Origin of the sequence: Aliagarivorans marinus DSM 23064, from assembly GCF_000429485.1 — a bacterium.
In the GTDB taxonomy this organism is placed as follows: Bacteria; Pseudomonadota; Gammaproteobacteria; order Enterobacterales; family Celerinatantimonadaceae; genus Aliagarivorans; species Aliagarivorans marinus.
This window is the reverse complement of sequence record NZ_AUBY01000009.1, coordinates 162,969-187,639: the sequence shown is the minus strand read 5'-3', so window position 1 is coordinate 187,639 and position 24,671 is coordinate 162,969. Positions and strand designations below refer to the sequence as shown.

Here is a 24,671-nt window from a genome sequence, read left to right as displayed (position 1 = left end):
ACACGCCAACGCTTGCGCGGCAAAGCCTCTAAGGTAATGGATTACCTCGAGAACTCACATACAGTTGATACCATTGCTCGCGGCTCAGTTCAAGCTGATCTGCACCGGCGCAGGCCTTAATTCGATCCACGTTGGCAGAGCCGATAACCGGCTGAATCCCAACAGGATGGCGCATCAGCCACGCCAGTACCACCGCCTCTCGGCTAGCCCCTAGTTCATCGGCATAACGCGCTACCAACTCGGCGGTGCGGCGCTCAGCGTCCGAGGCATCATCGAAGTGGCGACCGGAGAAGCGCCCCTGCGACAGGCTGCCCCATGCTTGGATCTGTACCTTATGCTGAGCACAGTACTCCAAGGTGCCCGGGGTGAACGCCAGATTCTTGCCAAAGCCATTGTTCTCGCCAATGCCCTGCTCCAACCAATCGAGGTGGGACAGACTCAACTCCAGTTGGTTCGCCACCAGCGGCTCAGGCAGCACACTTTGCAGATAGGCCATCTGCGCCGCCTGCATATTTGACACACCAAAGTGCTTCACCACACCTTGGCTGCGCAGCTGCTCGAATACCTCGGCCACTTCGTGTACGTCTGCCAGCGGATCCGGGCGGTGCAGCAACAAGATATCCAGATAGTCGGTCTTCAGGTTATTCAGGCTTTGCTCCACCGAGCGCAGGATATGCTCACGCGACCAGTCGTAGCGACCGCAGCCGTATTGGTCTTCGAAACGAATACCGCATTTAGATTGAATAATCAGCTTCTCACGCAGGCCAGCGCGCTGTGCCAGCACCTCGCCGAACACTTGCTCGGCCTTGCCACGGGTGTAGATATCGGCATGGTCAAAGAAGTTGATGCCGATTTCCATGGCCGCATCGATGGCTGCAGCCGCTTGCTCGACATGCCCGCCGTTATAGGGATTCTCAGTCCAGTCGCCGCCTAGCCCCATGCAGCCGTATACCATTCGGCTTGCCTGTGGATAGAGCGAAGAGATAGCAGTTTTGTGCATTGTTCACTTTCCCAGTACTTTTGTTGTGTAATTGTTAGAGCTTGACGCCCACCCGCAGTATAAAACCCACGCAGAAAATGAAAAGAGCCTCTAACAACAGAGGCTCTTTGGTGGGATAACACATCGTGTTAAAGCAGATCCCGAATCCGGTAGTAGGCCATTGCCAACACTAGCGCAGGCGTGCGCAGTAAACGCCCGCCGGGGAAGGGATAGTGGGGGATCTTCTCGAATACATCCAATCGCTCGGCGGTGCCGGCGACCGCTTCGGCCATCAAAGAGCCGGCCAGCGCCGTCGCTGCGATACCGTGGCCGGAAAAGCCTTGGGCAAAGTAGATGTTATCCTCCAGTCGGCCAAAGTGGGGCGCGCGATTCATGGTAATTGCCACATTGCCGCCCCAGGCAAACTCCACCTCGTCATGACTTAGCTGCGGGAACACCCAGCGCATCCGCTTGGCCATGGTGGCGGCTAGATCGCGCGGCGCCACACCGGAATAGCTAACCCGCCCGCCAAACAGCATGCGATGGTCGGCCGAGCGGCGGTAGTAATCCAGTACGAAGTTGATATCGCACACCGCCATATTGTTGCGAATTAGCTGCTCGGCGCGCTCTTGCCCCAATGGCTTGGTGGCGCAGATATAGGTGCCCACCGGCATCACCTTTGACTCCAGCTTCGACTCCAGCCCCTGCATATAGGCATTGCACGCCAATACCACATGCTGGCAACGCACTTGCCCTTGCGCAGTGTGTAGGCAAGTCGATGCGCCTCGTTCAAGCTTGCTTACCGGCGAGTGCTCAAAGATGCTCACGCCAGCGTCGAGCGCCGCCTTGGCCAAGCCAAGGGTGTAATTTAAGGGGTGCAGATGGCCACTGTTGGGATCGAAAATCGCGCTGTTGTAGCGAGTACTGCCGAGCTGCTGCTCGAGCTGTTGCTTGTCCCACAGCTCGAGCCCTTGATAGCCATAGTCTTCGGTCAGGCTGTGAAACCACTCCTCCAGATCCAGCGCATGCCGCGGCTTGATCCCCAGATGCGCCATGCCGTCTTGCCAGTCGCAGTCGATATGGTACTTGGCGATGTTCTGCTTGGTCAGCGCCAGTCCTTCCAACGCTAACTCCCACAGTGTGCGGGCATCTTGCTTGCCCACCAGTTTTTCCAAAGTATCTTGCTCGGCCGCCCAACCAAAAATCGCTTGTCCGCCACTGCGCCCCGATGCGCCAAAGCCCACCGTTTGGCCTTCCAATACACACACCTTGTAGCCACGCTCGGCCAGCGCTAAGGCGCTAGTCAGGCCGGTGATACCGGCACCCACCACCGCCACATCGAACTGCTGTTCGCCGCGCAGAGGGTCTAAATCAAACTGTTGATTGGCCGAAGCCCAATAGTACGAAGCGTTGTCATCGCGCGCCATAAGGCCTCCTACACCTGTTGTTGGTACCAGCGTTGTTCCAGCGGAGAGACACTGGCCTCAAAACGCTGCAGTTCATGCTGCTTGTTCGCTAAATACACGTGGCTGAAGTCCTCACCCAGCGCACGGTAGAGTACACTGTTTTGGAACTGCTCCAAGGCCTGCGGCCAATGCAACGGCAAGGTCGGCCCAACACCGCCGGCATCCCCTTCGCAAGGAGCGGGGCAGCTTAGCTTTTCGCTGATCCCTCGTTGCAGCCCGGCCAGCATACTGGCCATGGCGATGTAGGGATTACAGTCAGCGCCGGCAACGCGATTCTCGATACGGGTGTTTTCCTCGGTACCCGAGGGGATGCGCAGCGCCACCGTGCGATTATCCCAGCCCCAGTTGGCATGCAAGGGCACAAACATATCCGGCTGGAAACGGCGGTAGGAGTTGGCATTGGGGGCCAGCAGGGCGATGGCATCGGGCAGGGTGTCCAACACCCCCGCCACCGCCTGTTCGAGCAAAGCAGGCTGAGTGGCGAACAGGTTCTCTCCCTGCCCATCGAGTAAACTCATGTGCATATGGCAGCCATTACCGCTGTGCTCGGCGTAAGGCTTGGCCATAAAGGTTGCCACGTAGCCGTGCTGCTTGGCGATCGCCTTGATGGTACGTTTCAGCAATATCGCCTGATCACAGGCCAACACCGGGTCATGCTGATGGCGCAGATTCACCTCAAACTGACCGGGCGCATACTCGGCAATCACATTGTCGCTGGGAATACCTTGGGCATGGCAGGCCAGATGTACGTCATGGATAAACGCTTCGAACTCGTCCAGCTCATCCAAGGAATACACCTGAGTTTGCTGCATGCGCTGCTTGGCTTTGGGCAGGATCGGCGGGCGCGGCTGGCCTTCGTTATCGGCTTTGGGGTCGAGTAGGTAGAACTCCCACTCAATGGCGACGCAAGGAAATAAGCTTTGATCATGTAAACGGGCTAACTGGGCTTCGAGTAAATGACGCGGGTCGGCATAGAAGGGACGATGATCAAGCTCGAACATGCTGACCAACACCTGGGCGGCCTGCGGCTTCCAGGGGATCAAGCAAAGGCTACCCGGCACCATAAAGCACAGCCGGTCGGCATCGCCTTGGGCAAAACCCAGCCCGGTCTCCTCGACGGTTTCGCCACAGATATCCAGCGCAAACACCGAGGCTGGCAGGCACATGCCCTCTTTGGCAATCTTACTCAAGCTGTCGGGCTCAATCCGTTTTCCGCGAATCACCCCGTTGATATCGCTGAGCATCAGGTCGATGCTCTCTAACTGCGGATTAGCAGCCAGAAAATCTGCAACTTCCTGCTCCAAGGCCGATAGGCTGGAGCCTTTAACTAGCGTTTGCGTGGATTTCAGCTGGAACACGGTATCCCTCCCATGTCGTCGATAGCGTTCAGTATAACGCAAATTCAGCATGCCACTTTGGCAGTAGAGACTGTTTTTGTTTCGAAATATTTAACAGCTGATTGACTTTTTGTCATCAGCTGACAATGCTTAATGTGCAAATAATGTTCAAAGAACGGCCCACATCAAGCTGTGGACCCTGTGAAAAAGGTGACTATGGAAAGTATCGCCAAGTGGTTTGCACAACACCAGATTACCGAGGTTGAATGTCTGATCCCCGACCTCACCGGTAACGCCCGGGGTAAGATTATCCCGGCCAAGAAATACCTGCGCGAAGGCGGCATGCGCCTGCCCGAGTCCATCTTCTTCCAAACCGTCACCGGTGAGTGGCCGGAAGACGAGGGCCTATTCGACTGGACCGAGAAAGATATGCAGCTGGAGCCCGATGAATCCAGCCTGCGCTTAGTACCCTGGGCCAAGGAGCCCACCGCCCAACTGATCCACGACTGCTTCGACAGCAGCGGCGAGCTGATCGGCTTTGCCCCTCGCTCGGTGCTAAAGCGGGTACTGAAACTCTATGAAGATGAAGGTTGGCGACCCATCGTAGCTCCCGAGCTGGAGTTCTTCTTAGTGAAGAAAAACCTCGACTGGGATTACCCGCTGCAGCCACCGGAAGGGCGCAACGGCCGCCCGGAAACCGCCCGCCAGTCCTTTAGCATCGACGCGGTCAACGAGTTTGATCCGGTGTTCGAGGACATGTACGACTACTGCGATATCCAGCAGCTGGAGGTGGACACGCTGGTACATGAGTCCGGCGCGGCGCAGATGGAGATCAACTTCGACCACGGCGAAGCACTCAATCTGTGTGACCAAGTGTTCCTGTTTAAACGCACCATGCGCGAGGCAGCCTTGGCCCACGATATCTACGCCACCTTTATGGCCAAGCCGATGGAGCACGAACCCGGCAGTGCCATGCACATCCACCAAAGCCTGTTAGATGGCAACGGCAACAACCTGTTTAGCCAGCCCGATGGCCAAGCCAGTGCCATGTTCTCCAGCTATCTCGCTGGCTTACAACACTTTACCCCGGCCGCGATTTCCTTCTATGCCCCCAATGTGAATAGCTATCGGCGGCTGATGTTTGGCGACTCCGCCCCCATCAACCTGCAATGGGGCGTGGACAACCGTAGCGTTGGCTTACGCGTCCCCCGGGCCGATCCCGCCAATCGCCGGGTGGAAAACCGTTTTGCCGGCGCCGATGCCAACCCCTATCTGGCCATGGCTGTCACCCTGGCTTGCGGCTACTTGGGCATGAAGCGCGGGCTAAAACCCAATGCCCAAGAGACCCGCGATGTCAGCGAACACCGCTATGCCCTGCCCGGCACCTTGGAAGAGGCACTGTTCAAACTAGAGCGAAGTGACGAGCTTAAAGAGCTGTTGGGCGAGCACTTCGTGAACTGCTACGTGGCAGTAAAACGCAAGGAGTATCAGACCTACTTCAAGGTCATCAGCTCCTGGGAACGCGAGCACCTGCTGCTCAACGTCTAGCCCTTGTTAACGATAATTTTGAGGTGAATATGCAACAGCTCAGCGCCGACTATTGTCTACCGCCATTTTCCAACTACAAACAGCTCAACCAGACAGGGCCGCGGATTATCGAGCGCGCCGAAGGGGTGTTTGTATTCGACAACAAGGGTAATCGCCTGCTCGATGGCATGGCCGGCCTATGGTGCGTAAATCTCGGCTACGGCCGCGACGAGCTAGTCGAAGCCGCCGCCGCGCAGATGCGCCAGCTACCCTATTACAACCTGTTCTTTCAAAGCACCCACCCGCCGGCGATGGCGCTCAGCCAGAAGCTGGCAGAGCTGTGCCCCGGCGATCTGAATCGCGCCTTTTTTACTGGCTCCGGCTCGGAGTGTAACGACACCGTGGTGCGGATGGCGCGCCATTACTGGACCAGCAAAGGCCACCCTGACAAGCAGGTGATCATCAGCCGCCACAATGCCTACCATGGCTCTACCATGGCCGGTGCCAGCCTCGGCGGTATGGACTTTATGCATGCCCAAGGCGGCCTGCCTCTGCCCAATATCGAGCATATAGACCAGCCTTATTGGTTTGGTGAAGGCCAAGGCCAAGACCCACACAGCTTCGGTTTAGAGCGCGCCGCTCAGCTTGAGCAGAAGATCTTAGAGCTGGGTGAGGACAAAGTCGCCGCCTTTATCGCCGAACCGATCCAAGGCGCGGGCGGGGTAATCATTCCACCGGATAGCTACTGGCCGGAGATCCAGCGGATCTGCGACAAGTACCAAATCCTGTTGGTGGCCGATGAGGTGATCTGTGGCTTTGGCCGCACCGGCAACTGGTTCGCCAGCCAAACCTTTAATATCAACCCCGATTTGATGTGTCTGGCCAAGGGCATTACCTCGGGCTACCTGCCGCTGGGCGCGGTAATGGTCAGCGACGAAGTGGCGCAGGTGTTGATTGACGCCGATACCGAGTTCGCCCACGGCTTTACCTACAGCGGCCACCCAGCGGCCTGTGCGGTTGCACTCAAAAACATTGAGCTGCTGGAGAGCGAGGGCCATGTGGCCCGCGTCGGCGAGCAATTAGCTCCCTACCTTGCCGAGCAATGGGCCAAGCTGGCCGAGCACCCGCTGGTTGGTGAGGCACGAAGCTGCGGCTTTGTGGCCGCACTCGAGCTGGTCGCCAACAAACAAACCATGGGGCGTTTTGCCAAGTCGCGTCAGGCGGGCGTTGTCTGCCGGGATATCTGTATCGGAAACGGCATCATCATGCGTGCCTGTGGCGACACCATGATTATCTCGCCGCCGCTGGTGATGACCATTGAAGAGATTGATTTAATGCTGACGCTGATCCACCGTAGTTTGGATCAAACCGCGTCGGCATTGGGAGTTAAATAGAAGAGTAAGCTGTAACGATTAGTTGTAACGATTAATGGTGGGCACCCGCCCAATTATCAGGAGATTCAAGGATGAAACACTCAACAACCTTCGCTACCAGCGCGTTAACCGCGAGCCTACTGCTCAGCGCCCCGGCGCTCTCTGCCGAGAACAAAGTACTGCATGTTTACAATTGGTCGGACTATATCGCCGAAGAGACCATTGAGCAGTTCGAGCAAGAAACCGGCATCGGTGTGGTCTACGACGTATTCGACTCCAACGAAGTGCTGGAAGCCAAGATCCTGGCCGGCTCCACTGGCTTCGATTTAGTGGTTCCTACCTCAGATTTTCTGGCGCGTCAGGCGATGGCGGGGGCGTTTATGCCTCTGGATAAGTCCAAGCTAAGCAACTACGGCAATCTCGACCCCAAGATCATGAGCATGCTCGAGGAGACCTCCGATCCGGATAATACCTATGCAGTGCCGTACTTGTGGGGAACCACCGGTCTCGGTTATAACGTGGCCAAGGTGACCGAAGTGCTTGGCGAAGATGCCCCCATCGGCAGCTGGGATTTAGTATTTAAACCCGAGAACCTGGCGAAGCTCGAACAATGTGGGGTGGCCTTTCTTAATGCGCCCACCGAGATCTACGCCGCCATCTTGCATTATTTAGGCAAAGATCCGAACAGTCGCGAGCTTAGCGATTACAAAGAAGACGCCGAAGCCTTTCTTTTGATGGAAAAATTGCGTCCATACGTGACTTACTTCCACTCTTCCCAGTATATTAACGACCTCGCGAACGGCGACATCTGTGTTGCCATTGGTTGGTCAGGCGATGTACTGCAAGCAGCAGACCGCGCAGCCGAAGCGGATAACGGTGTGGAAGTGGCCTATGTGATCCCCGAAGAGGGCGCGCTGGCTTGGTTCGACTTGATGGCCATCCCTGCAGATGCCCCCCATCCGGACAACGCCCATGCCTTTATTAACTTCCTGCTACGCCCCGAAGTGATCGCGGAGATCTCCAACTACGTTTGGTACGCCAACCCTACCCCGAGTTCGCGGGAATTTATCGACCAGGAAATCTTGGAACACCCCGGCATCTACCCGAGTGAAGAAACCTTGGCTAAGCTTTATGGCGCTAAAATCATGCCCGCTAAAGTTAGCCGGGAGATGACCCGTTCCTGGACCCGGTTCTTGAAGAACTAGAGATTAGCTAGGCATTGGGACTGAACTGTCCTAAGGGGCGCACTGCGCCCCGCGACTGTCGAAGGAGATAGCCCTATGGCGGTGGTGTCAAAACCCGCAACCAAAGTAGCCAGCCAGGAAGCGCTGCTACAGATAAACAGCTTAAGTAAGGATTTCGACGGTGTCGTGGCCGTCGATCAGGTCTCCCTGACCATCAATAAGGGAGAGATTTTTGCCTTGTTAGGTGCCTCCGGTTGTGGCAAGTCCACACTACTGCGAATGCTGGCCGGCTTTGAGCGCCCCTCAAGTGGCCAGATCCTACTAGATGGCCAAGAGCTGATTAATGTGCCGCCGCACCAGCGCCCGGTCAATATGATGTTCCAGTCCTATGCCTTGTTCCCGCATATGTCGGTGGAGCAGAACATCGCCTTCGGCCTCAAGCAAGACAAGCTGCCTAGGGGCGAGATCGCCGATATGGTCAGCTACATGCTCTCCTTGGTGCACATGCAAGACTACGCCAAGCGCAAACCCCACCAGCTCTCCGGCGGGCAAAAACAGCGGGTGGCACTGGCGCGCAGCCTGGCCAAACGGCCCAAGTTGCTGTTACTCGACGAGCCGATGGGCGCTTTGGATAAAAAACTGCGCGAGCGCATGCAGCTCGAGGTGGTAGACATCCTTGAGAAAGTGGGCGCCACTTGTGTGATGGTGACCCATGACCAAGAAGAGGCCATGACCATGGCCGACCGCGTAGCCATTATGAACCGTGGTCAGTTTGTCCAGATCGGTGAGCCGGAAGAGATTTACGAGTACCCTAACTCGCGCTTTAGTGCCGAGTTTATCGGCTCGGTGAACGTGTTCGATGGCCTGCTGCAGGAAACTGACTACACCGGTGCGGTGATCGAGAGTGAGCAGCTGGGCCGCCCGCTGCGGCTGACCCACGGCGTATCAGCCGCCCCTGGCGTACCGTTGATGGTGGCGGTGCGCCCCGAAAAGATTCGAGTGGTCAAAGCCGATCACTGTGATGACTACAACGCCTGCCTCGGCAAGGTGGAAGATATCGCCTATCTGGGCGATCAAAGTATCTATTACGTGCGCCTGCCCAGCGGCACCCGTATCACCGCCACCATGCCCAACACGGCGCGCCATCGTAACAACATGCCCACCTGGGAAGACCAAGTGAGTCTCTCTTGGGATGCAGAAAGCTGCGTGGTACTGAAGATATGAGTGAGTCACGCCAAAACAAACGCCGCCGCAAGCTGCCATCGAGTAAGTATCTGGTTCTCAGCGTGCCTTACTTGTGGCTACTGCTGTTCTTTTTGGCGCCGTTTTTTATCGTGTTCAAGATCAGCTTTGCCGAAGCGCAGATCGCCATTCCACCGTTTAGCGAGCTGCTTAGCTACGCCGATGAGCAATTGCAGATCCTGCTTAACGTCGGCAACTACTTTTACCTGATCGACGACGACCTGTACGCCTCGGCCTACTTGCTGTCGTTAAAAATCGCCGCCATCTCAACCTTTCTGTGTCTGCTGATTGGCTTTCCGATGGCCTGGGCGATTGTTCACTCCAGCCCGTCGTCGCGCAACATCTTGCTGATGCTGATTATCCTGCCCTCCTGGACCAGTTTTCTGATTCGGGTTTACGCCTGGATCGGCATCCTGCGCAACAACGGTTTCTTGAATAATTTCCTGATGAGCATCGGGGTTATCGACAAGCCGCTGCAGATCCTGCACACCGATACTGCGGTATATATCGGCATCGTCTATACCTACCTGCCGTTTATGATTCTGCCCATCTACACCGCCCTGATGCGCATCGACTACTCACTAATCGAAGCGGCTCGAGACCTCGGCGCGTCCACCTTAACGGTGCTGTTCAAGGTGCTGTTGCCGCTGGCCAAAGGCGGCATTATCGCCGGCTCAATGCTGGTGTTTATCCCCTCGGTGGGCGAGTTTGTGATCCCTGAGCTGCTCGGAGGCCCCGACTCGATATTGATCGGTAAGGTGCTGTGGCAAGAGTTCTTCAACAACCGCGACTGGCCGGTGGCCTCGGCGGTTGCCACCATTATGTTGCTGTTGTTGGTTGCGCCGATTATGTACTTCCACCGCTATCAAAAACGTGAAATGGGGGCCAGCTGATGTCATCGATCCCGGTCTATAAAACCCGCTGGAAATGGCTGATCCTCGGTCTCGGTTTCTCGTTTCTCTACCTGCCGATCTTGTCCTTGGTAGTGTACTCGTTTAACGCCAACCGCTTGGTAACCGTGTGGAGCGGCTTCTCCACCAAATGGTACGGCGAGCTATTCCGCGATGACCTGCTGATGAATGGCATCATTCTCAGCCTGACCATCGCCTTTATGGCGGCCACCGCCGCAGTCGTGCTCGGCACTCTGGCGGCATTTGCCATGACCCGCTTGGGTAAGCTGCGCGGTGAAACCAGCTTCGCCTTTATGATTACCGCGCCCTTAGTAATGCCCGAGGTAATTACCGGCTTGAGCATGCTGCTACTGTTTATCTCGCTCGGTCAGGTGTTCGACCTGTTCAGCCAGCGGGGCATGTTAACCATCTGGATTGCCCACACCACCTTCTGTACCGCCTATGTAGCGGTGGTGGTCAGCTCGCGCTTGCGTGAGCTGGATTTGAGCGTCGAAGAGGCGGCGCAAGACTTGGGCGCTCACCCCTTCAAGGTGTTCTTTCTGGTGACCCTGCCCAGCATTATGCCGGCGATCGTGTCCGGCTGGCTGCTGGCCTTTACCCTGTCGCTGGACGATGTTGTGATTGCCAGCTTTGTCTCCGGCCCCAGCGCTACCACCTTGCCGATGGTGGTATTCTCCAGCGTGCGTTTGGGGGTGAGTCCGAAGATCAACGCCCTGGCAACCATTATCATCTCGGTTGTGGCCTTAGCCAGCTTCCTGGCGTGGTGGTTTATGGCCAAGGCAGAGAAGCGCCGGATACTGGAAGCGCGTATGGCCGGCGGCACCTAGTCGGCCGCACCTAGCCAGCCGTTCAAAAGTCCCGTGTTAGCTTGGTCTAACACGGGAACATCAAGGAGTACAACGCCATGGATTTGGGCAAACGACTTAAGGGTGTACGAAGCATGCGCGGTTTGAGCCAACGCGAGTTGGCCAAGCTTAGCGGTGTCACCAACAGCATGATCTCGCAAATTGAGCAGAATCAGGTGAACCCCTCGGTAGGCTCGCTAAAGAAGATCCTCGATGCGATTCCTATCTCCATGGGTGAGTTTTTTAGCCTCGAACTAGAGCCGCAAGAAAAGCTGGTGTATCGCGCCGATGAGCTGGTTGATTTAGGCGACGGCATTATCAAGATGCTGTTGGTTGGCCCCAGCTCCAGTAGTCGCAAGCTCACCATACTACGTGAGATCTACCCACCGGGCAGCGATACCGGTCCTGACTTTATCCAGCACGAGGGTGAGGAAGGCGGGATAGTATTACGCGGTGAGATCGAGATTACCGTGGGCGAGCGTACCGAGCGACTCAAAGCGGGCGACGCCTATTACTTTGAAACCCGCCAAGCCCACCGCTTTCGTAACCCCGGCAAGGAAGAGTGCGAGCTAATCAGCGCCGCAACCCCTCCAACCTTCTAAGCTTCCCTCGAATCCCATCTATGGTTTAGTGAGCCACCGTCGGCTCATCGCCCGATGGCTCCACCCCGCGCTTACCTTTGGCCAATAGCGAGAACGCCGTCGGTACAAAGAAGAACGACAGCATGGTGGTCAGCACCGTACCACCGGCAATCGCCACCGCAAACGGCGGCCAGAAACCACCACCGGCCAGAATTAGCGGCATAAAGCCACCCACCGTGGTGATAGTGGTAGAGGTGATATGACGGGTACACGAGAGTACCCCAAACTGGATCGCCTCGGGGTCGCCGTTACAGGCCTTCACATCCGAGCGCAGCTCCGCGAGGATCACGATGGCCGCGTTGATCGCCAAGCCAATCAGACCGAGCAGGCCGATAATCACGGTAAAGCCAAAGGGGTATTGGCCGAGGAACACACTCAGCAGGCCCAGACCGGCCGCCTGAATCGCCGTCAGGCCAATCAGCGCACTCAAGCGGAAGGAGTTAAACGACAGCACTATCACCGTCACCAGCATCACCGCAATTAGACCAACGCTAGCCAGTAAGTTGCCCACCGCTTCGTTGCGCTCAGCGCCTTCGCCGCCAAATTCTAGGGTGTAACCAGCCGGTAGCACCATCTCATCATTGGCAATACGCTCGCGGAATACCGCCAGCACCTGATCGGGCAACACGTCGGTCGCCAGATAGCCTTCGACGGTGTTAACCCGCTTGCCATCGCGACGGGGGATCTCTCCCCGGCTAGGGCGAATTTCCACCTCAGCCAGCGAGGCCAGAGGAATACTGCCTGCAACCATACTGGTTAACGTTAGGCTGCCGAGGTTTTCCACCCGCGCCCGCTGCTCATCTTCGATGCGCACCCGCACCGGCAGCGACTCGCTACTCTCCAGCACGCTACCGTTAAGGCGACCTTGCAGCTGGGCCTGCAGTTGGCTGGCCATCTCGGTGAGCGCCAAGCCGCTGATCCGCGAGGCCTCTTCGTTAACGTTGAGCCACACCTTGGGCGTTCCCGCCAGCAAGGTTGCCCGGGTGTGCAATACGTGGGGCACCTCCGAGAGCAGACTACGGTAGTGCTCGCCTAAGCGTTTTAGCTCATCTAGGCTCGGCCCATAGATGCGTAGCTCGATGGGCGCATTAAATGGTGGGCCTTGCTCAAGCTTGCGCACTAGGATCTGCGCCTCGGGGAAGTCGCGGTCGAACTCAGCCTGAAGCTCGGGGATCAAGCGGTTGGCCGCGCGGAAGTCTTCGGTCTTGATCATCGCCTGCGCGTAGTTCTTGGCGCCCTGTTGACGCAGCATCAGGTTGTAGTAAAACGACGGCGCATTGTTACCGACGAACCAACTCACCGAGGTGATGCCTGCTTTAGCATACAGGTGCTCGGTCAGGTCTTCGGTCAGCGCTTGGGTGGCCATGACGCTCGATTGCGGCGCCATATACACTTCTATCTGAAACATATCCCGGTCCGAGGGCGGGAAGAACTGCTCGGTCAGACTGCCGGCACTGTAAAAGCCAAACATCGGCACCGCGCTCACCAGCAAGATGGTCAGCTTGGGAAAGCGCAGGCTAAGGGCCAGTATGGCCTTAAACACCCGGCTCAGCCAGTTGATCTGAATGCCGCGCTCATACCAGTGATCGGCCACCTTGGATTCGGGCAGGAAGCGCCCTGACAAAGTCGATACCAGCACGTGGGAGATAAAGTAGGAGCCAATCAGCGAGAAGATCACGCTAAGCGCGATCCCGCCAACGAACTCACCTGCCGGACCGGGCATCAGCACAATCGGCAGGAAGGCCAGAATGGTGGTCAGGGTGGAACCGAGCAAGGGTAGCCACAGGTGCTTAATCGACGAGCTGACCGCGTCTTTGCCCGAATAACCTTGTTGGCGTTTTTGCGCCACGGTATCGGCCATCACGATGGCATTGTCCACCATGATCCCTAGCGCCACCACCAAGCCAGTCACCGACATTTGGTGAATTGGCAGACCATAGAAATTCATACAGGCTAGGGTGAACATCACCGTCAGCGGCAGAGAGAAGCCGACGATCAGTGCCGAGCGCCAGCCCAGAGTTAACAGCAGCACCACCAAGATAATCGCCAGACCCAGCAGCACGTTGCCCACCAGCTCAGCTAGCCGCTTGGTGGTATAGCCGTCTTGCTCGAAGATCACCTCAACGCTGACGTTGGCCGGCAAGATCTCACGAAACTCATCCAGCTCCTCGTTCACCCACGAGGTCCAACGATCGACCCGGAATTCCGAGAGCATACGAATGCCAATCACAATCGCCCGCTGGCGCTCAACCGTGGCCAGCTGCTCAGGCGGCGATTTTAGCTGGCGCGTCACCGAGGCCAGATCGCCAAGGCGATAAACAAAGCCATTTTCCGCGCTCACCAGTGGAATGCGTTTGATGCGCTCGACCGAGTCCAGCTCACCCACCAGCTCCAGCTGCATGCGGTTAAAATCATTGGTTAGCTCACCGGCGGCCACCTTGGCATCGGCGGCGGCAATCAGCTGTGAGACTTGCTCGATGCTGAGGTTCAGTCGGCCAGACACTTCCGGCTCCAGCTCCACCAGAATCTCTTCTTCACCCTGCCCCTGCATATCGACAAACTCGGTACCGGTGATCCCTCGCAGGCGGTTTTGCAGCTCCTTGGCGTAGCGACCAAGGATCGCCAGATTCTCTTCACCGGGTCCTTCCCAGCGCAGTGCCACCAAGGTGGTAAAGGCGTAGCCCCGGTCATCATCAACCACCGGATCAAAGGCGCCGGGGGGCAGCTGCGGGCTTAACTCGCCCACTAAATCACGTACCCGCGACCATACCGGGTCCACCTCGATCACCTCATCTTTGAGCTCCACCTGCAGCACCGAGAAACCAGGTCGGGAGGAGGATTGCACCAGATTAATCTCTGGCTGGGTGCGGATCTTGTTCTCAATCAGCTCGGTCACCAGCGCTTCTACCCGCTCCGCCGAGGCACCGGGATATTGGGTCACGATACTGGCAAAGCGCGAGGTAATCTTGGGGTCTTCACTGCGCGGCAGGTTGGAGATGGCACCCAAGCCCGCCACGATAATCAGAGCCACCAGCAGCAACTGAAAGCGACTGTTGGCGTAGATAGAGGAAATCATGGCCGCCCCCTAGTTTTGCAAGGCATTGGGGTTGGAGACTTCCACCGTCTGCCCCGGCACATAGCGGTGCATGCCCGTGGCGACAATGGCCTCATTCTCATCCAGCGCCCCCTGCACGAATGCCTCGGTCTCGGTGGCGTAGCGCACCAGCACATCGCGCCGCTCCAGTACCGAGTAGCCATCTTCGGCGGGGATGATCGCATACAGATTCCACAGGCCGCGAATGCCGTCGGTAATCGCGGTTAACGGTACCCAGTAGCCCGGCTCGGGTACATCCTCCACCACGTTGAGGTAGGCTAGCTGGCCGCTAACTAACTGGTTGTTTTGGTCTTGGATCGCAAAGCGCAGCTGCACCGTGCGGGTAGTGGGGTCGACCTGGCCACCTTTGGTGAGCAGCGACACCGCAAAGTTTTGCTCGCCCACACTGACGCTCAACTTCTGCCGTGGGTCGAGATAGCGAATCAGCCGGACCGGGATCCCCACTTTCACCTCGTTACCACCCTGTTGCAGTACCTGCAGCACCGGCTGAGACGCGCCGACCACGGTGCCTTCGGCCACGCTGCGGCGGTCGATGATGCCGTCGTAAGGAGCGAGCAGGGTCGATTTTTCAACCCGAGTGCGATTGGCCTGAATCGAAGATTCAACCCGGGCACGGTTAGCACGTAAGGATTTTTGTTGGGCGGTAAGCTCATCAAGGCTCTGCTCAGAGGCGTAGCCGCTTTTCTTCAAGGAGCGGATCCGTTGCAGGTTGGCCCGCACCAGCGCGCTGTCGGCATCAATCACCTGGAGCTGGGCCTGCAGGTCTTTAAATTCAATCTCCAGCAGCTCGGTATCCAGCTGCATCAAGATATCACCTTCGCTAACCCGGTCCCCTTCATCGACGTATATCTGGGAGATTTTACCGGCCAACTCAAAGCCGATGTCGGCGGTTTGCTTCGCCACCACTTGGCCAACGAACTGTCGCTGCACCGAGTAGCTGGGGATGCGTTCAGGGACGAAGGCGCGAACACTGGCAATATTGACCGCATCGTCTGCGATACTCTCTTCCGCCGATAGCGGAGCTGCTCGCCCCCCCATCAGTAATAACAGAGCAAGCATGATCGAAGTCTGCTTATTAAGAGCCCGAGCCACCGCCGAAATCACCATCGTTTCATCCTTGTTCTGTCTGCCAGCTCTATGCTGTCGTCCTTGCTAAGTTATTGAGTCTAAATAGCCGATTCGCTACTGTCCAGACTACGCGCCTACCCTGAGTTTAGATGACTCGTAGCGCGATGACGGAGGGACTGATCGAAGCAACAATTTTAGCCGTAATTTACATAGTGTTCACAAAAACCGCACACAAGCTGTGGTTAAATATTAGTCAGCCCAGCCGACCGAGGACCGACTATGATTAGCTCAGAGTTTTTCTCCCCGGGATCCCAGTTGTGTAAGGCGATCCGCTACATCAGCGACCATCACTGCGACGACATCCGCTCGCTCAATGACGTGGCCTTTCGTTTTGATTTAAACCCACGTGATCAGCAGTTTATTATCGAGAAGTTTTGTAAAAAGCGGGCAACCCGGCCCGCCATTGACGACCCGGACCTTAAGTAAGCTCGATCCAAGTGGATTTGAGCTCGGTGTATTTTTCCAGCGCGTGCAAGGACTTATCGCGCCCGTTGCCGCTTTGCTTGAAGCCACCAAAAGGCATAGTCATATCGCCACCATCCCAGTTGTTGACGAACACGGTACCCGCCCGCAGCTGCCGCGAGCACTGAATCGCCGTGTTTACATTGCTCGACCACACCCCTGCAGCCAGCCCATAAACGCTGTCGTTAGCTAGCGCGATGGCCTCGTCGGCAGTGTCGAAACACACCACACTAAGCACCGGCCCGAAGATCTCCTCCTGCCAGACCTGCATCTCAGGGCTCACCCCATCGAAGATAGTGGGTTGTAGGAAGTAGCCCTTGCTATCGATCTGTACCGCTTCACCGCCGCATACGAGCTTAGCGCCTTGTTGTTTGCCACTCTCGATATACTCAAGCACCCGCTCCAGTTGGGCTTTGTCCACCATCGCTCCCATGCGGGTAGCGAGCGACTGCGGATCGCCCGGCTGCCACCCATCCAACTGCGCCAGCATCTTGTCTAGCAAGGCTTGATGAACCGAGCGCTCCACCAGCAGACGTGAGCCAGCAGTGCACACCTCTCCCTGGTTGTAGAAGATCGCCCCCACTGCCGAGGCTGCTGCTTTGTCCAGATCGGCATCAGCAAACACGATATTCGGGCTCTTGCCGCCACATTCACTGAATACCCGTTTAAGGTTGGATTGCCCGGCGTAGACCATCAACTGCTTGCCGGTCGCGGTGGAGCCGGTGAAGGTTAAGCAGTCCACATCTGGATGTAGCGCCAGCGCTTTACCCACTTCATGGCCAAAGCCTGGCAGCACATTAAACACCCCAGCGGGCAGTTCACACTGCTGCCACAACTTGGCCAGATAGAGCGCAGTGAGCGGGGATTTTTCTGAGGGTTTGAGAATCACCGAGTTACCGGTGGCTAGGGCCGGGGCCAGCTTCCAAGCCGCCATCACCGAGGGAAAGTTCCATGGCACAATCGCCGCAACCACGCCCAAGGCTTCGCGGGTGACCAGCGCCAACGCGCCATCACCCACCGGGGCGACCTCGTCGTAGACCTTATCGATGGCCTCGGCGTTCCAACGCACACAGCGGGCGGTAGCAGGCGCATCGTAGCCCAGCGCATCGGCCAGTGGCTTGCCCATATCCAGACATTCCAACAAGGCAAGCTGGTCACGCTGCTGCTCGATGGCGTCGGCAAACTTGAGCAGCGCAGCTTTACGCTCAGCAGGAGCCAGTCCGGCCCACACGCGCTGCTCAAAGGCGGCGCGGGCAGCGCTCACCGCCAGCTCTACATCGGCTGCATCACATTGAGCCACCTCGGCCAGCAAGGCCTCGGTGGCCGGGTTGATTGAGGCAAAACGGCGCCCGTCGATGGCGTCAACAAATTCGCCGTTGATAAAGGCTTGGGTGGGGAATTCCAATTGCTGGCTATGCGAACTGTCGGTCATGGGCCCTCCTTGGCTTGCTGTTATAAAATACTGAACAAATGTTCCAGTATTCAGCGAAAACTGTTGCTATCGAACCAGTATAGTGAACATTTTTCAACTTGGCCGTATTGCTGATAGGGCCGAAAACCGTTAGCTAGTGCCCCTCGTCACTCAGCTTGCCGTGACGTTTAACCAGTCCAAAGTCGCCCAAGATCGCGTAGGCGGCGGGGATCATAAACAGTACCAGCAAGGTCGAGGCAAAGATGCCGAACACAATCGAGATCACCAAGGGCTTAATCACCTGCGCCTGCAGGCTGGTTTCCAGCATCAACGGCAGCAGACCGGCAGCGGTGGTAATCGAGGTCAGGAATACCGCCCGGAAGCGCTCGCGGCTAGCCTGCACCACCGAGGAGTAGATATCCTCACCCTCATCGAGGTGGTAGCGAATGTATTGCACCAGCAAGATCGAGTCATTAACCACCACCCCGGCCAGCGACACAAAGCCCATCATACTCGGCATGCTCATCGGGTAGCCAAGCAGGAAGTGGCCCCACAGCACACCGATAAAGGCCAGCGGTATCGCCAGCAACACCACAAACGGCTCCAGGTAGCTGCGGAACTGGTAGCTAAGAATCACGAACACCCCAAAAATCCCCAGCAAGAAGCCACTGGCCATGGACGAGCCGGTCTCCGAGGTGTCTTTGGCTGCGCCTTCAAAGTTAAAACGCAGCCCCGGATACTGCTTATGCAGCTCAGGCATTAGCTCTGCTCGGAACTGGCTAAGCAGCTCATTGGAGCTGATCACGCTCTGCTTAAGGTCGGCCGATACCGTTAAGGTACGCAGCCCGTTAATCCGCTGGATCCGCACGTAGTTACGCTGATGCTCCAGCTGCGCCACCGTGCCCAAGGGCAGCTGACTGCCATCGGCGAGGATAATCGGAAAGCTGGCCAGATTGGCCAAGTCGCCGGATTGGCGCTTATCCAGCATCACCTGGATTTTTATGTTCTCCGGCCCCAGCTGGATCTCATCGGCAGTTTGCCCGTAATAGGCGGCGCGCAGCTGGGCTGCCACCATCTGGCCGCTCACTCCAAAGCTCTCCGCCCCCGGGCGCAGGCTGATGCTGATCTCCGGCTTGCCCAAGCGCATATCGTCGAGCACCCCACTGACCCCATCGAAGCCCGCCAAGAATTGCTGGGTCTGCACTGACGCCTGTTTGAGGATGTCCAGATCGTCATGCTGCATGCGGATCTCGATATCCTTGCCACCCGGCCCCATCGCTGGCTGCTTAAACACCACCGACACCGGCGCGGCCAGCTCACCGGTTTGTTGCTGCCAAGCCTCAATCAAATCGTCTAGCCGGGTAGAGCGCTGCTCGGCACTGCGCAAGTCCAGACGCACCGTGGCCACATGCGGGCCAGACTCATCGGCATCGGCGTTAAAGTTATACTGCTCGGTGATATTGAGCACCAAGGGCTCGCCACCCTCTTTGGCTTCGCTCCACTCGGCATCGATCACTTGCGCAGCCGCGACAATCTGGGCTGCCACCGCTTCGGTCTGCGACAGGCTAGATCCCGGTGGCATGATAATCCGCGCCTCCAAAATATCGCCATCCAGCTCTGGGAAGCCCACAAACTTAAGCGCGCCGCCGGCTAGCAGCGCCACCGAGGCCAACATCAGCCCCAGTACAGCGCCAACGAACAGATAGCGCCAGCGCACCGCCCAGCTCACCGCAGCAACCAGCTGATTGTTACGAAAGCCTTCAAAGCGCGCTAGAAAGGCCCGCTTCCAGGCCTGCGCCTGCTTGTCTTCACGGTGCTTCTCCAGGCTATGGCGCAGGTGGTTGGGCAGAATCAAAAAGGCTTCCACCAGACTCAGGCTGAGCACCAAGATCAGCACCATCGGCACCACTTTCAGCACTGCCCCCATCTCCCCTTCCAGGAAGATCAGGCTGCCAAAGATGCACACCGTGGTCAGGTAGGAAGAGATAACCCCGGGCAATACCTTCTTCACCCCGTTGTAGACCGCCTGTTTAACCTCTTGCCCCCGGTCGATATGTGAGGCGATGGATTCGGAGATAACAATCGCATCATCCATCATGATGCCGATGGCCATCAGCAGCGCCACCAGCGACATGATGTTGATCGACAGCCCAAAAGCCGACATCAGATACATGCTGCCCAAAAAGGCCACCGGCAGACCCGCCGCCACCCAAAACGAGTAGCGGAAGGAGAAGAACAGCCACATCACCGCGAACACCAGCAGGATGCCCTGCCAGCCGTTGCGCACCATCATGGTCAGACGATCCCACAGCAACGACGACATATCGTTGGTCATGCTCAAGGTGACGCCCGCTGGCGCGGCCTCATTGGTGGCATAGACAAAATCGGCGACCCGCTCTTTAATCCGCAGCGCATCGTCGGCCTTGTTCTTGCTGATCCGCAGCATCGCCGCTGGCTCGCCATCAAATATGAGCTTTTGCTCGTCCAGCTCGAAGCGATCGGTAATCCGCGCGATGTCGCCCAATCGCAGCACCGCGCCATCGCTATCGGCGCCGATAATGGTCTGTGCTAGCGTTTCCGGGGTGACCTTTTGGCCATCCACCCTTAACAAGAAGTTACGCTCAGGGGTTTCCAAGTTGCCACTGGGCAGGCGGATATTCTGATTGGCCAGCTGATTGGCCACGTCGGCAACACTCAGCCCGAGCTGGCGCAAGCCGGCCATATCCAGCTCAACCCGCAGTTGATGGTCGGAGAAGCCGCTGACTTCGACCAGTGACACCCCATAATCGATCTTAAGCTCGCGCTTGAGCGATTCGGCATAGGCTTTGAGCTGCGGCAGCGGCATATCGGCGCGGATGGCCACGTCTACCACCGGCTCGTTCCAGTCCAGCTCGCGCACAATCGGTGATTCGATCTCAGCGGGGAAGTCGTTGATCGCGTTAATCTGGGTTTGCACATCCACCAGCATCCGCTGCACCACGTCCTCATTGGTTAACTTGAGAATCAGCGAGGCGCTGCCTTCCACCGCTTCACAGCGGGTCTCGACGATATTTGCCAAGCCATCAACCGCATCTTCCATGCGCAGGCAGATGCTCTCTTCCACTTCTTGCGGCGACGCCCCCGGATAGACCACCGACGCAATCACATAGGGCGGAGCAAACTCAGGAAAGGTTTCCCGTTTTAGCTTGGGCAGGGCGACTAGCCCCACCAAGATCAACGCCAACATCATCAGGTTGGCCGCAGTGGGGTGGCGTGAGAAGTAGCGGATCACAGGGCTTGCTCCTCTGCTGGCACAGCGCGGTCTGACTCTGTGCTATCGGTATCAAGAGCGCGCAGCGCCATCCCTTCCACCGCTGGAAGCAGGTCGGTCAGTACCAGTAAGGCACCCTCGTACAACTCGGCGGGCTCGACGCTGGCGACAGCCGCCATGCCATCACGGCGGAACAGTACCTCAACAGCGACCACCTTGAGCAGGCCCTGTTCCATCAGATAGATCCGCTCACCGTGCAATGCGGACTCGGGCACCAACCAATGCGGCTGAGCCATCCCTTCAAACTGCACTTCCACAAACATGCCATTCACCAGCGTCGGCTGGCGCTCTGGGTTGAGCTGCTGCGTGGGCAGCTCCACATCCACGATAATACCGGTAGTTGCCTGATTGAGGCTCACGCTATCGCTGATCCTAGACACGCTGGCTGGCCAGTTATAGCGCCGCTCGCCGCTATTCAAAAACACTGTCGCACCCAGCTCCAGGCGATCGGGGTCAGTTAATTGCTCGGGGCTGAAGCTGGCAACCAAGTTGCTGTAATCGTGCAAGGCAATCTGGGCGTCGATCTCCACCACATCCAGTCCATGGGCGCGCAACATCACCTGCTGGAGGTTCACCACCTGATCCTGCTCCACATCCACCTCGGCGATTCGAGCATCGAAGGGTAGGTAGATCTCGGTGCGGGCGAGCGAGCGCTGCGCCTCGTTCACCCGCGATTCATTGACGTTGACCTGCGCCTCGGACACCTTGCGCTCATCCGGCAGTACAAACAGCTCATTTTCTAAATCTTCAACGGAGCGCTGGCTGGCTAAGGCAGCTTGCTGCTCGATATCGACCTCCGATTGAGAGATCAGTCCACGCTCGCGCAGGTCTTGCTTACGCGCCAACTCCTGACGACTGATGTTCAAACGCTGCTGCTCGATCTGTAGTTGACTACGCAGGCTGCTCTCTTGCTGATCCAGCTTATTCAGCTGAGCCTGCGCTGAGCGCAGATCCGCCTCGGCTTGCGCCAATACCAATTGATAATCAAGTGGGTCAATTCTCACCAGCAAACTGCCCGCTGGCACCACTCGGCCCCGTTCCAGTAATGAGGATTTGTATACAACCCGGCCGCTCACCTCGGCAATACTCTGCCACTCTAGCTTGGGGGTGACCCGGCCAAAGCCCGTGGCCAGCGGGGCCATTGGCTGGCGGCTGAGCGCAAGCACCTCCACCACCCGCTCTTGACTGGCGGCGGGATTCAGCTCAGGAGATGGCCGGGTCTTGATGGCCAGCACCAAGATAGCGACACCGAGCAGACAGGCGGGAATAAATAGTAGGCGTTTTCGCAGGCTCATCATGAATTCTCTTGTAAAGGGGTTAGCATGCCGTGCTCGAGTAAGCGCAGATTGTGCTCGAGAAGTTGCATCAGGAACTGTTCATTACGTTCGATGCCATTTTTTTTATAGGCCGTAGTTGGCATCAAAAATGGGAAGATCATTAGGCTCATGCAGCTGAACTTGGCTAATTGCGGATCGACGCCATCACGCAGATTAGGAATATGACGCATGGCCATCTGCTTCATCGGGACCAAGAACTGGTCCATATGCTTGAACAACATCTGCCGCGCCGGGTCATCCTCTGGGCTATCCATCAAGCGCGCAATCATCCGGGGAAACTCCGGCTGCGGGATCATGGTGTGATAATAGGTGCGCATCATATCGGTGAAGTTGAAGGCTTGTTGCTGGTTCAGCACCCGGCGCATGCCTTCCTGCATGGGCGCCAGGGTGTCTTCCAACATCGCCTCAAACAAGCCGGCTTTGTTGCCAAAGTAGTAGCGGATCATCGCCACGTTGACCCCGGCTCGCTCGGCAATCATGCGGGTCGACACCTTATCGTAAGGCAGCCGTACCATCAGCCGCCGCGCACTATCAATCAGCGTCTGCCGTGCGTCGCTGTCACCGCCAGCAGGCCTTCCGGCGCGCCTGCTACTCCCCATCGCATCGGCCATAACCAAGCAATCACTCAAGTAAATTAATCACATGTTTAATATCTTACGTCAGGCTCTGGGTAAAAGTTGAGCGGAGAAATTCATGCAGAATTAAACAATTGATTAATTTCTTGCGCAACTCGACGCGAGTTTTCCCATTAAAAGTCGGTGAATACTTAACAATGAAGCCGGAAATTGCCAATAATTGGCTATAGGTGACATAGTATAATTAACACCCTAGTAAGCTGCTCAACCAAGGATAGTAACACCATGCGCACTCTGGCAATCCTCAACTGCGATTACGTCGACCCGGCACTGGCTGCGGAATATGGCGAGTATTATGAAATGTTTATCGAGCATCTACGCGCGCAAAACTCTACTCTCACCTTTGAGGTGTTTCAGGCCATCGACGGCCAGCTACCGCCACTAACGGGCTACGCTGGCTACTTGATTACCGGCAGCCGCCACAATGCCCACGACGACGAGCCGTGGATTGTGGAGTTAGTCGCATGGTGCCAACAAGCCTACCAACAGGGTCAGAAACTGGCCGGGATCTGCTTTGGCCACCAACTGCTGGCGCGAGCACTGGGCGGCGTCACGGCAAACTCAGACAAAGGCTGGGGCTTGGGCTGCGCCACCACCGAGCTGATACAAGCGCCCAGCTGGGCCAGCAAGGCCGAGTCGACTCGGCCCTTTCATCTGTTGGTGAGCCATCAAGACCAAGTCCAGCAACTGCCTAATGAGGCCACCTTATTAGCGCGCAGCGAGTTTTGTCCGCTGTTTATGTATCAGGTTGGCGAGCAGGTGTTCTGCGTACAAGGCCACCCGGAGTTTGCCAAGGGCTATGCCAAGGCCCTGATCGATAAACGCGAGGATATCCTCAGCGCAACCCACTTCCAGCAGGCGCAGCACAGCTTGGCTCTGGAGCTGGATGATGCCTTGGTATTTCGCTGGATACTGGAGCTGTTTGTTCTCGCAGAAAACCACTAAGCCAGTACTTGCGTATTAGCTATTAACACAACGCTTAGGTGACATATCTATCTGAGCGGGTTAGATTTTAATACTCAAGGACTCGACCAAGGTGAAGGCAAACCGGTGACAAAGCAGTGGCGTTGTTTTGCTCTAACACTCACAAGCTCCCTGGCGCTACTCGCTTGTAGCGCTCAAGCGCCGCTTCCCAGCCAACCTAACCCTCCACTGCAAGAAAACTGGAGCAGCGAGCATCAGCTAGGCAACTTCGTCGAACAGCGCTTTGAGAGCCAACTCAGTGTACAGCTGCAGCAGCTGGTCACCGAGGCGCTAGTCAACAACCCCAGTGTCACAGAACAGGCCCTACTGCTGGACCGCCAGCTCTACCTAATCCAGCAGCAACATGCCCAGCGTTGGCCACAGATCGATGCCTATCTCTCCGCCGCCAGCAGTGGCGATCGTGACAGCAGTACTGAACAGTTCCGTTTGGGGCTGGATGTAAGCTGGGAGCTCGATTGGCTCGGTAAGCTCGAAGCACGCACCTAAGCCGCGGTGTTCGATGCTCGAGTGCAATTGGAGCTGTGGCAGCAAAGCCAACTGGAACTCGCGGTTACGGTGATAGCCCAGTGGTTCGAGCTGCTGGAAGCCCAGCTTCAGTATCAGTTAATCGAGCAGCGTATTACTAACCAACAGGGCAATCTGGAGATTATCGAGGCTGGTTATCGCAGCGGCCTACGCGAAGCGCTCGATGTTTATCTGGCGCGGGCCGACCTTAATGCGGTGCGCAGCCAACTCAATCAACGCCAAGAACAGCAGCTACAGGCTCAGCTTAATTTAGAGCTAA

18 protein-coding genes and 1 pseudogene are annotated in these 24,671 nt (G+C 57.0%); 10 read left to right on the top strand and 9 right to left on the bottom strand.

The window, feature by feature from the left end; all coding sequences use genetic code 11:
• Positions 1-28 precede the first annotated feature (28 nt).
• The 3 genes from G461_RS0102680 to G461_RS0102670 all read right to left on the bottom strand — a co-directional run bounded on the left by G461_RS0102680 (position 29) and on the right by G461_RS0102670 (position 3,803).
• Entirely contained in the window at positions 29-1,000 is a 972-nt protein-coding gene (locus G461_RS0102680; protein WP_026970675.1) for an aldo/keto reductase, read from the bottom strand.
• A gap of 128 nt (positions 1,001-1,128) precedes the next feature.
• On the bottom strand, positions 1,129-2,406 hold the full coding sequence (locus tag G461_RS0102675; RefSeq protein WP_026970674.1) for an NAD(P)/FAD-dependent oxidoreductase: 1,278 nt from the start codon (positions 2,404-2,406) through the stop codon (positions 1,129-1,131).
• 8 nt (positions 2,407-2,414) lie between these two features.
• Positions 2,415-3,803, bottom strand: a complete 1,389-nt coding sequence (locus G461_RS0102670; protein ID WP_245587136.1) for a glutamine synthetase family protein — start codon at positions 3,801-3,803, stop codon at positions 2,415-2,417.
• Between the two features lie 195 nt (positions 3,804-3,998).
• Here G461_RS0102670 and G461_RS0102665 point away from each other — a divergent pair, with 195 nt between their 5' ends.
• The 7 genes from G461_RS0102665 (at position 3,999) to G461_RS0102635 (ending at position 11,466) form a co-directional block, all read left to right on the top strand.
• Positions 3,999-5,330: a glutamine synthetase family protein gene (locus tag G461_RS0102665; RefSeq protein WP_026970672.1), complete on the top strand. Its 1,332-nt coding sequence runs from the start codon at positions 3,999-4,001 to the stop codon at positions 5,328-5,330.
• A gap of 29 nt (positions 5,331-5,359) precedes the next feature.
• Complete coding sequence (locus G461_RS0102660; protein ID WP_035479038.1) at positions 5,360-6,703, top strand: aspartate aminotransferase family protein; 1,344 nt, start codon at positions 5,360-5,362, stop codon at positions 6,701-6,703.
• Between the two features lie 71 nt (positions 6,704-6,774).
• A complete protein-coding gene (locus G461_RS0102655; RefSeq protein WP_026970670.1) occupies positions 6,775-7,887 on the top strand; it encodes an extracellular solute-binding protein in 1,113 nt (370 codons plus the stop codon).
• Positions 7,888-7,962: 75 nt separating this feature from the next.
• Positions 7,963-9,090, top strand: a complete 1,128-nt coding sequence (gene potG / locus G461_RS0102650) for a putrescine ABC transporter ATP-binding subunit PotG (RefSeq protein ID WP_026970669.1) — start codon at positions 7,963-7,965, stop codon at positions 9,088-9,090.
• A complete protein-coding gene (gene potH / locus G461_RS0102645) occupies positions 9,087-10,001 on the top strand; it encodes a putrescine ABC transporter permease PotH (RefSeq protein ID WP_026970668.1) in 915 nt (304 codons plus the stop codon). The genes potG and potH overlap by 4 nt, the downstream gene beginning before the upstream one ends.
• Positions 10,001-10,846 carry an ABC transporter permease subunit gene (locus G461_RS0102640; RefSeq protein WP_026970667.1) on the top strand — a complete coding sequence of 282 codons (846 nt, stop codon included), beginning with the start codon at positions 10,001-10,003 and terminating at the stop codon, positions 10,844-10,846. Before potH ends, G461_RS0102640 begins: the two co-directional genes overlap by 1 nt.
• Positions 10,847-10,923: 77 nt before the next feature.
• On the top strand, positions 10,924-11,466 hold the full coding sequence (locus tag G461_RS0102635; protein WP_026957548.1) for a cupin domain-containing protein: 543 nt from the start codon (positions 10,924-10,926) through the stop codon (positions 11,464-11,466).
• 25 nt (positions 11,467-11,491) lie between these two features.
• Here G461_RS0102635 and G461_RS0102630 read toward each other — a convergent pair whose 3' ends face one another.
• The gene (locus tag G461_RS0102630; RefSeq protein ID WP_026970666.1) at positions 11,492-14,581 is read right to left on the bottom strand and encodes an efflux RND transporter permease subunit; all 3,090 of its coding nucleotides are present in this window, start codon (positions 14,579-14,581) and stop codon (positions 11,492-11,494) included.
• 9 nt (positions 14,582-14,590) lie between these two features.
• Positions 14,591-15,679: an efflux RND transporter periplasmic adaptor subunit gene (locus G461_RS0102625; RefSeq protein WP_026970665.1), complete on the bottom strand. Its 1,089-nt coding sequence runs from the start codon at positions 15,677-15,679 to the stop codon at positions 14,591-14,593.
• A gap of 288 nt (positions 15,680-15,967) precedes the next feature.
• On the opposite strand from G461_RS0102625, the gene G461_RS23080 reads away from it, so the two are divergent.
• Entirely contained in the window at positions 15,968-16,174 is a 207-nt protein-coding gene (locus tag G461_RS23080) for a hypothetical protein (protein ID WP_035476479.1), read from the top strand.
• On the opposite strand, the gene G461_RS0102615 is transcribed toward G461_RS23080, so the two are convergent.
• From G461_RS0102615 to G461_RS0102600, 4 genes are all read right to left on the bottom strand, one after another.
• Positions 16,167-17,642, bottom strand: a complete 1,476-nt coding sequence (locus G461_RS0102615; protein ID WP_026970664.1) for an aldehyde dehydrogenase — start codon at positions 17,640-17,642, stop codon at positions 16,167-16,169. The genes G461_RS23080 and G461_RS0102615 overlap by 8 nt on opposite strands.
• A gap of 133 nt (positions 17,643-17,775) precedes the next feature.
• On the bottom strand, positions 17,776-20,892 hold the full coding sequence (locus G461_RS0102610) for an efflux RND transporter permease subunit (RefSeq protein WP_026970663.1): 3,117 nt from the start codon (positions 20,890-20,892) through the stop codon (positions 17,776-17,778).
• Entirely contained in the window at positions 20,889-22,229 is a 1,341-nt protein-coding gene (locus G461_RS0102605) for an efflux RND transporter periplasmic adaptor subunit (RefSeq protein WP_211236237.1), read from the bottom strand. Before G461_RS0102605 ends, G461_RS0102610 begins: the two co-directional genes overlap by 4 nt.
• A complete protein-coding gene (locus tag G461_RS0102600) occupies positions 22,226-22,867 on the bottom strand; it encodes a TetR/AcrR family transcriptional regulator (protein ID WP_051333317.1) in 642 nt (213 codons plus the stop codon). The genes G461_RS0102605 and G461_RS0102600 overlap by 4 nt, the downstream gene beginning before the upstream one ends.
• Positions 22,868-23,128: 261 nt before the next feature.
• Between G461_RS0102600 and G461_RS0102595 the strand changes: the two genes are divergently transcribed.
• Complete coding sequence (locus G461_RS0102595; RefSeq protein WP_026970660.1) at positions 23,129-23,848, top strand: glutamine amidotransferase-related protein; 720 nt, start codon at positions 23,129-23,131, stop codon at positions 23,846-23,848.
• A gap of 105 nt (positions 23,849-23,953) precedes the next feature.
• Positions 23,954-24,670 (top strand): annotated as a pseudogene (locus tag G461_RS26330) (TolC family protein); the annotation flags it as partial.
• Position 24,671 lies beyond the last annotated feature (1 nt).

Coding starts and splice junctions, on each gene's coding strand:
- G461_RS0102675 (WP_026970674.1), bottom strand. CDS start 2,406: ATGGCGCGCGATGACAACGCTTCGTACTATTGGGCTTCGGCCAATCAA.
- G461_RS23080 (WP_035476479.1), top strand. CDS start 15,968: ATGATTAGCTCAGAGTTTTTCTCCCCGGGATCCCAGTTGTGTAAGGCG.
- G461_RS0102600 (WP_051333317.1), bottom strand. CDS start 22,867: ATGGGGAGTAGCAGGCGCGCCGGAAGGCCTGCTGGCGGTGACAGCGAC.
- G461_RS0102595 (WP_026970660.1), top strand. CDS start 23,129: ATGCGCACTCTGGCAATCCTCAACTGCGATTACGTCGACCCGGCACTG.
- G461_RS0102660 (WP_035479038.1), top strand. CDS start 5,360: ATGCAACAGCTCAGCGCCGACTATTGTCTACCGCCATTTTCCAACTAC.
- G461_RS0102625 (WP_026970665.1), bottom strand. CDS start 15,679: ATGCTTGCTCTGTTATTACTGATGGGGGGGCGAGCAGCTCCGCTATCG.
- G461_RS0102630 (WP_026970666.1), bottom strand. CDS start 14,581: ATGATTTCCTCTATCTACGCCAACAGTCGCTTTCAGTTGCTGCTGGTG.
- G461_RS0102665 (WP_026970672.1), top strand. CDS start 3,999: ATGGAAAGTATCGCCAAGTGGTTTGCACAACACCAGATTACCGAGGTT.
- G461_RS0102605 (WP_211236237.1), bottom strand. CDS start 22,229: ATGATGAGCCTGCGAAAACGCCTACTATTTATTCCCGCCTGTCTGCTC.
- G461_RS0102640 (WP_026970667.1), top strand. CDS start 10,001: ATGTCATCGATCCCGGTCTATAAAACCCGCTGGAAATGGCTGATCCTC.
- G461_RS0102615 (WP_026970664.1), bottom strand. CDS start 17,642: ATGACCGACAGTTCGCATAGCCAGCAATTGGAATTCCCCACCCAAGCC.
- potG (WP_026970669.1), top strand. CDS start 7,963: ATGGCGGTGGTGTCAAAACCCGCAACCAAAGTAGCCAGCCAGGAAGCG.
- G461_RS0102680 (WP_026970675.1), bottom strand. CDS start 1,000: ATGCACAAAACTGCTATCTCTTCGCTCTATCCACAGGCAAGCCGAATG.
- potH (WP_026970668.1), top strand. CDS start 9,087: ATGAGTGAGTCACGCCAAAACAAACGCCGCCGCAAGCTGCCATCGAGT.
- G461_RS0102635 (WP_026957548.1), top strand. CDS start 10,924: ATGGATTTGGGCAAACGACTTAAGGGTGTACGAAGCATGCGCGGTTTG.
- G461_RS0102655 (WP_026970670.1), top strand. CDS start 6,775: ATGAAACACTCAACAACCTTCGCTACCAGCGCGTTAACCGCGAGCCTA.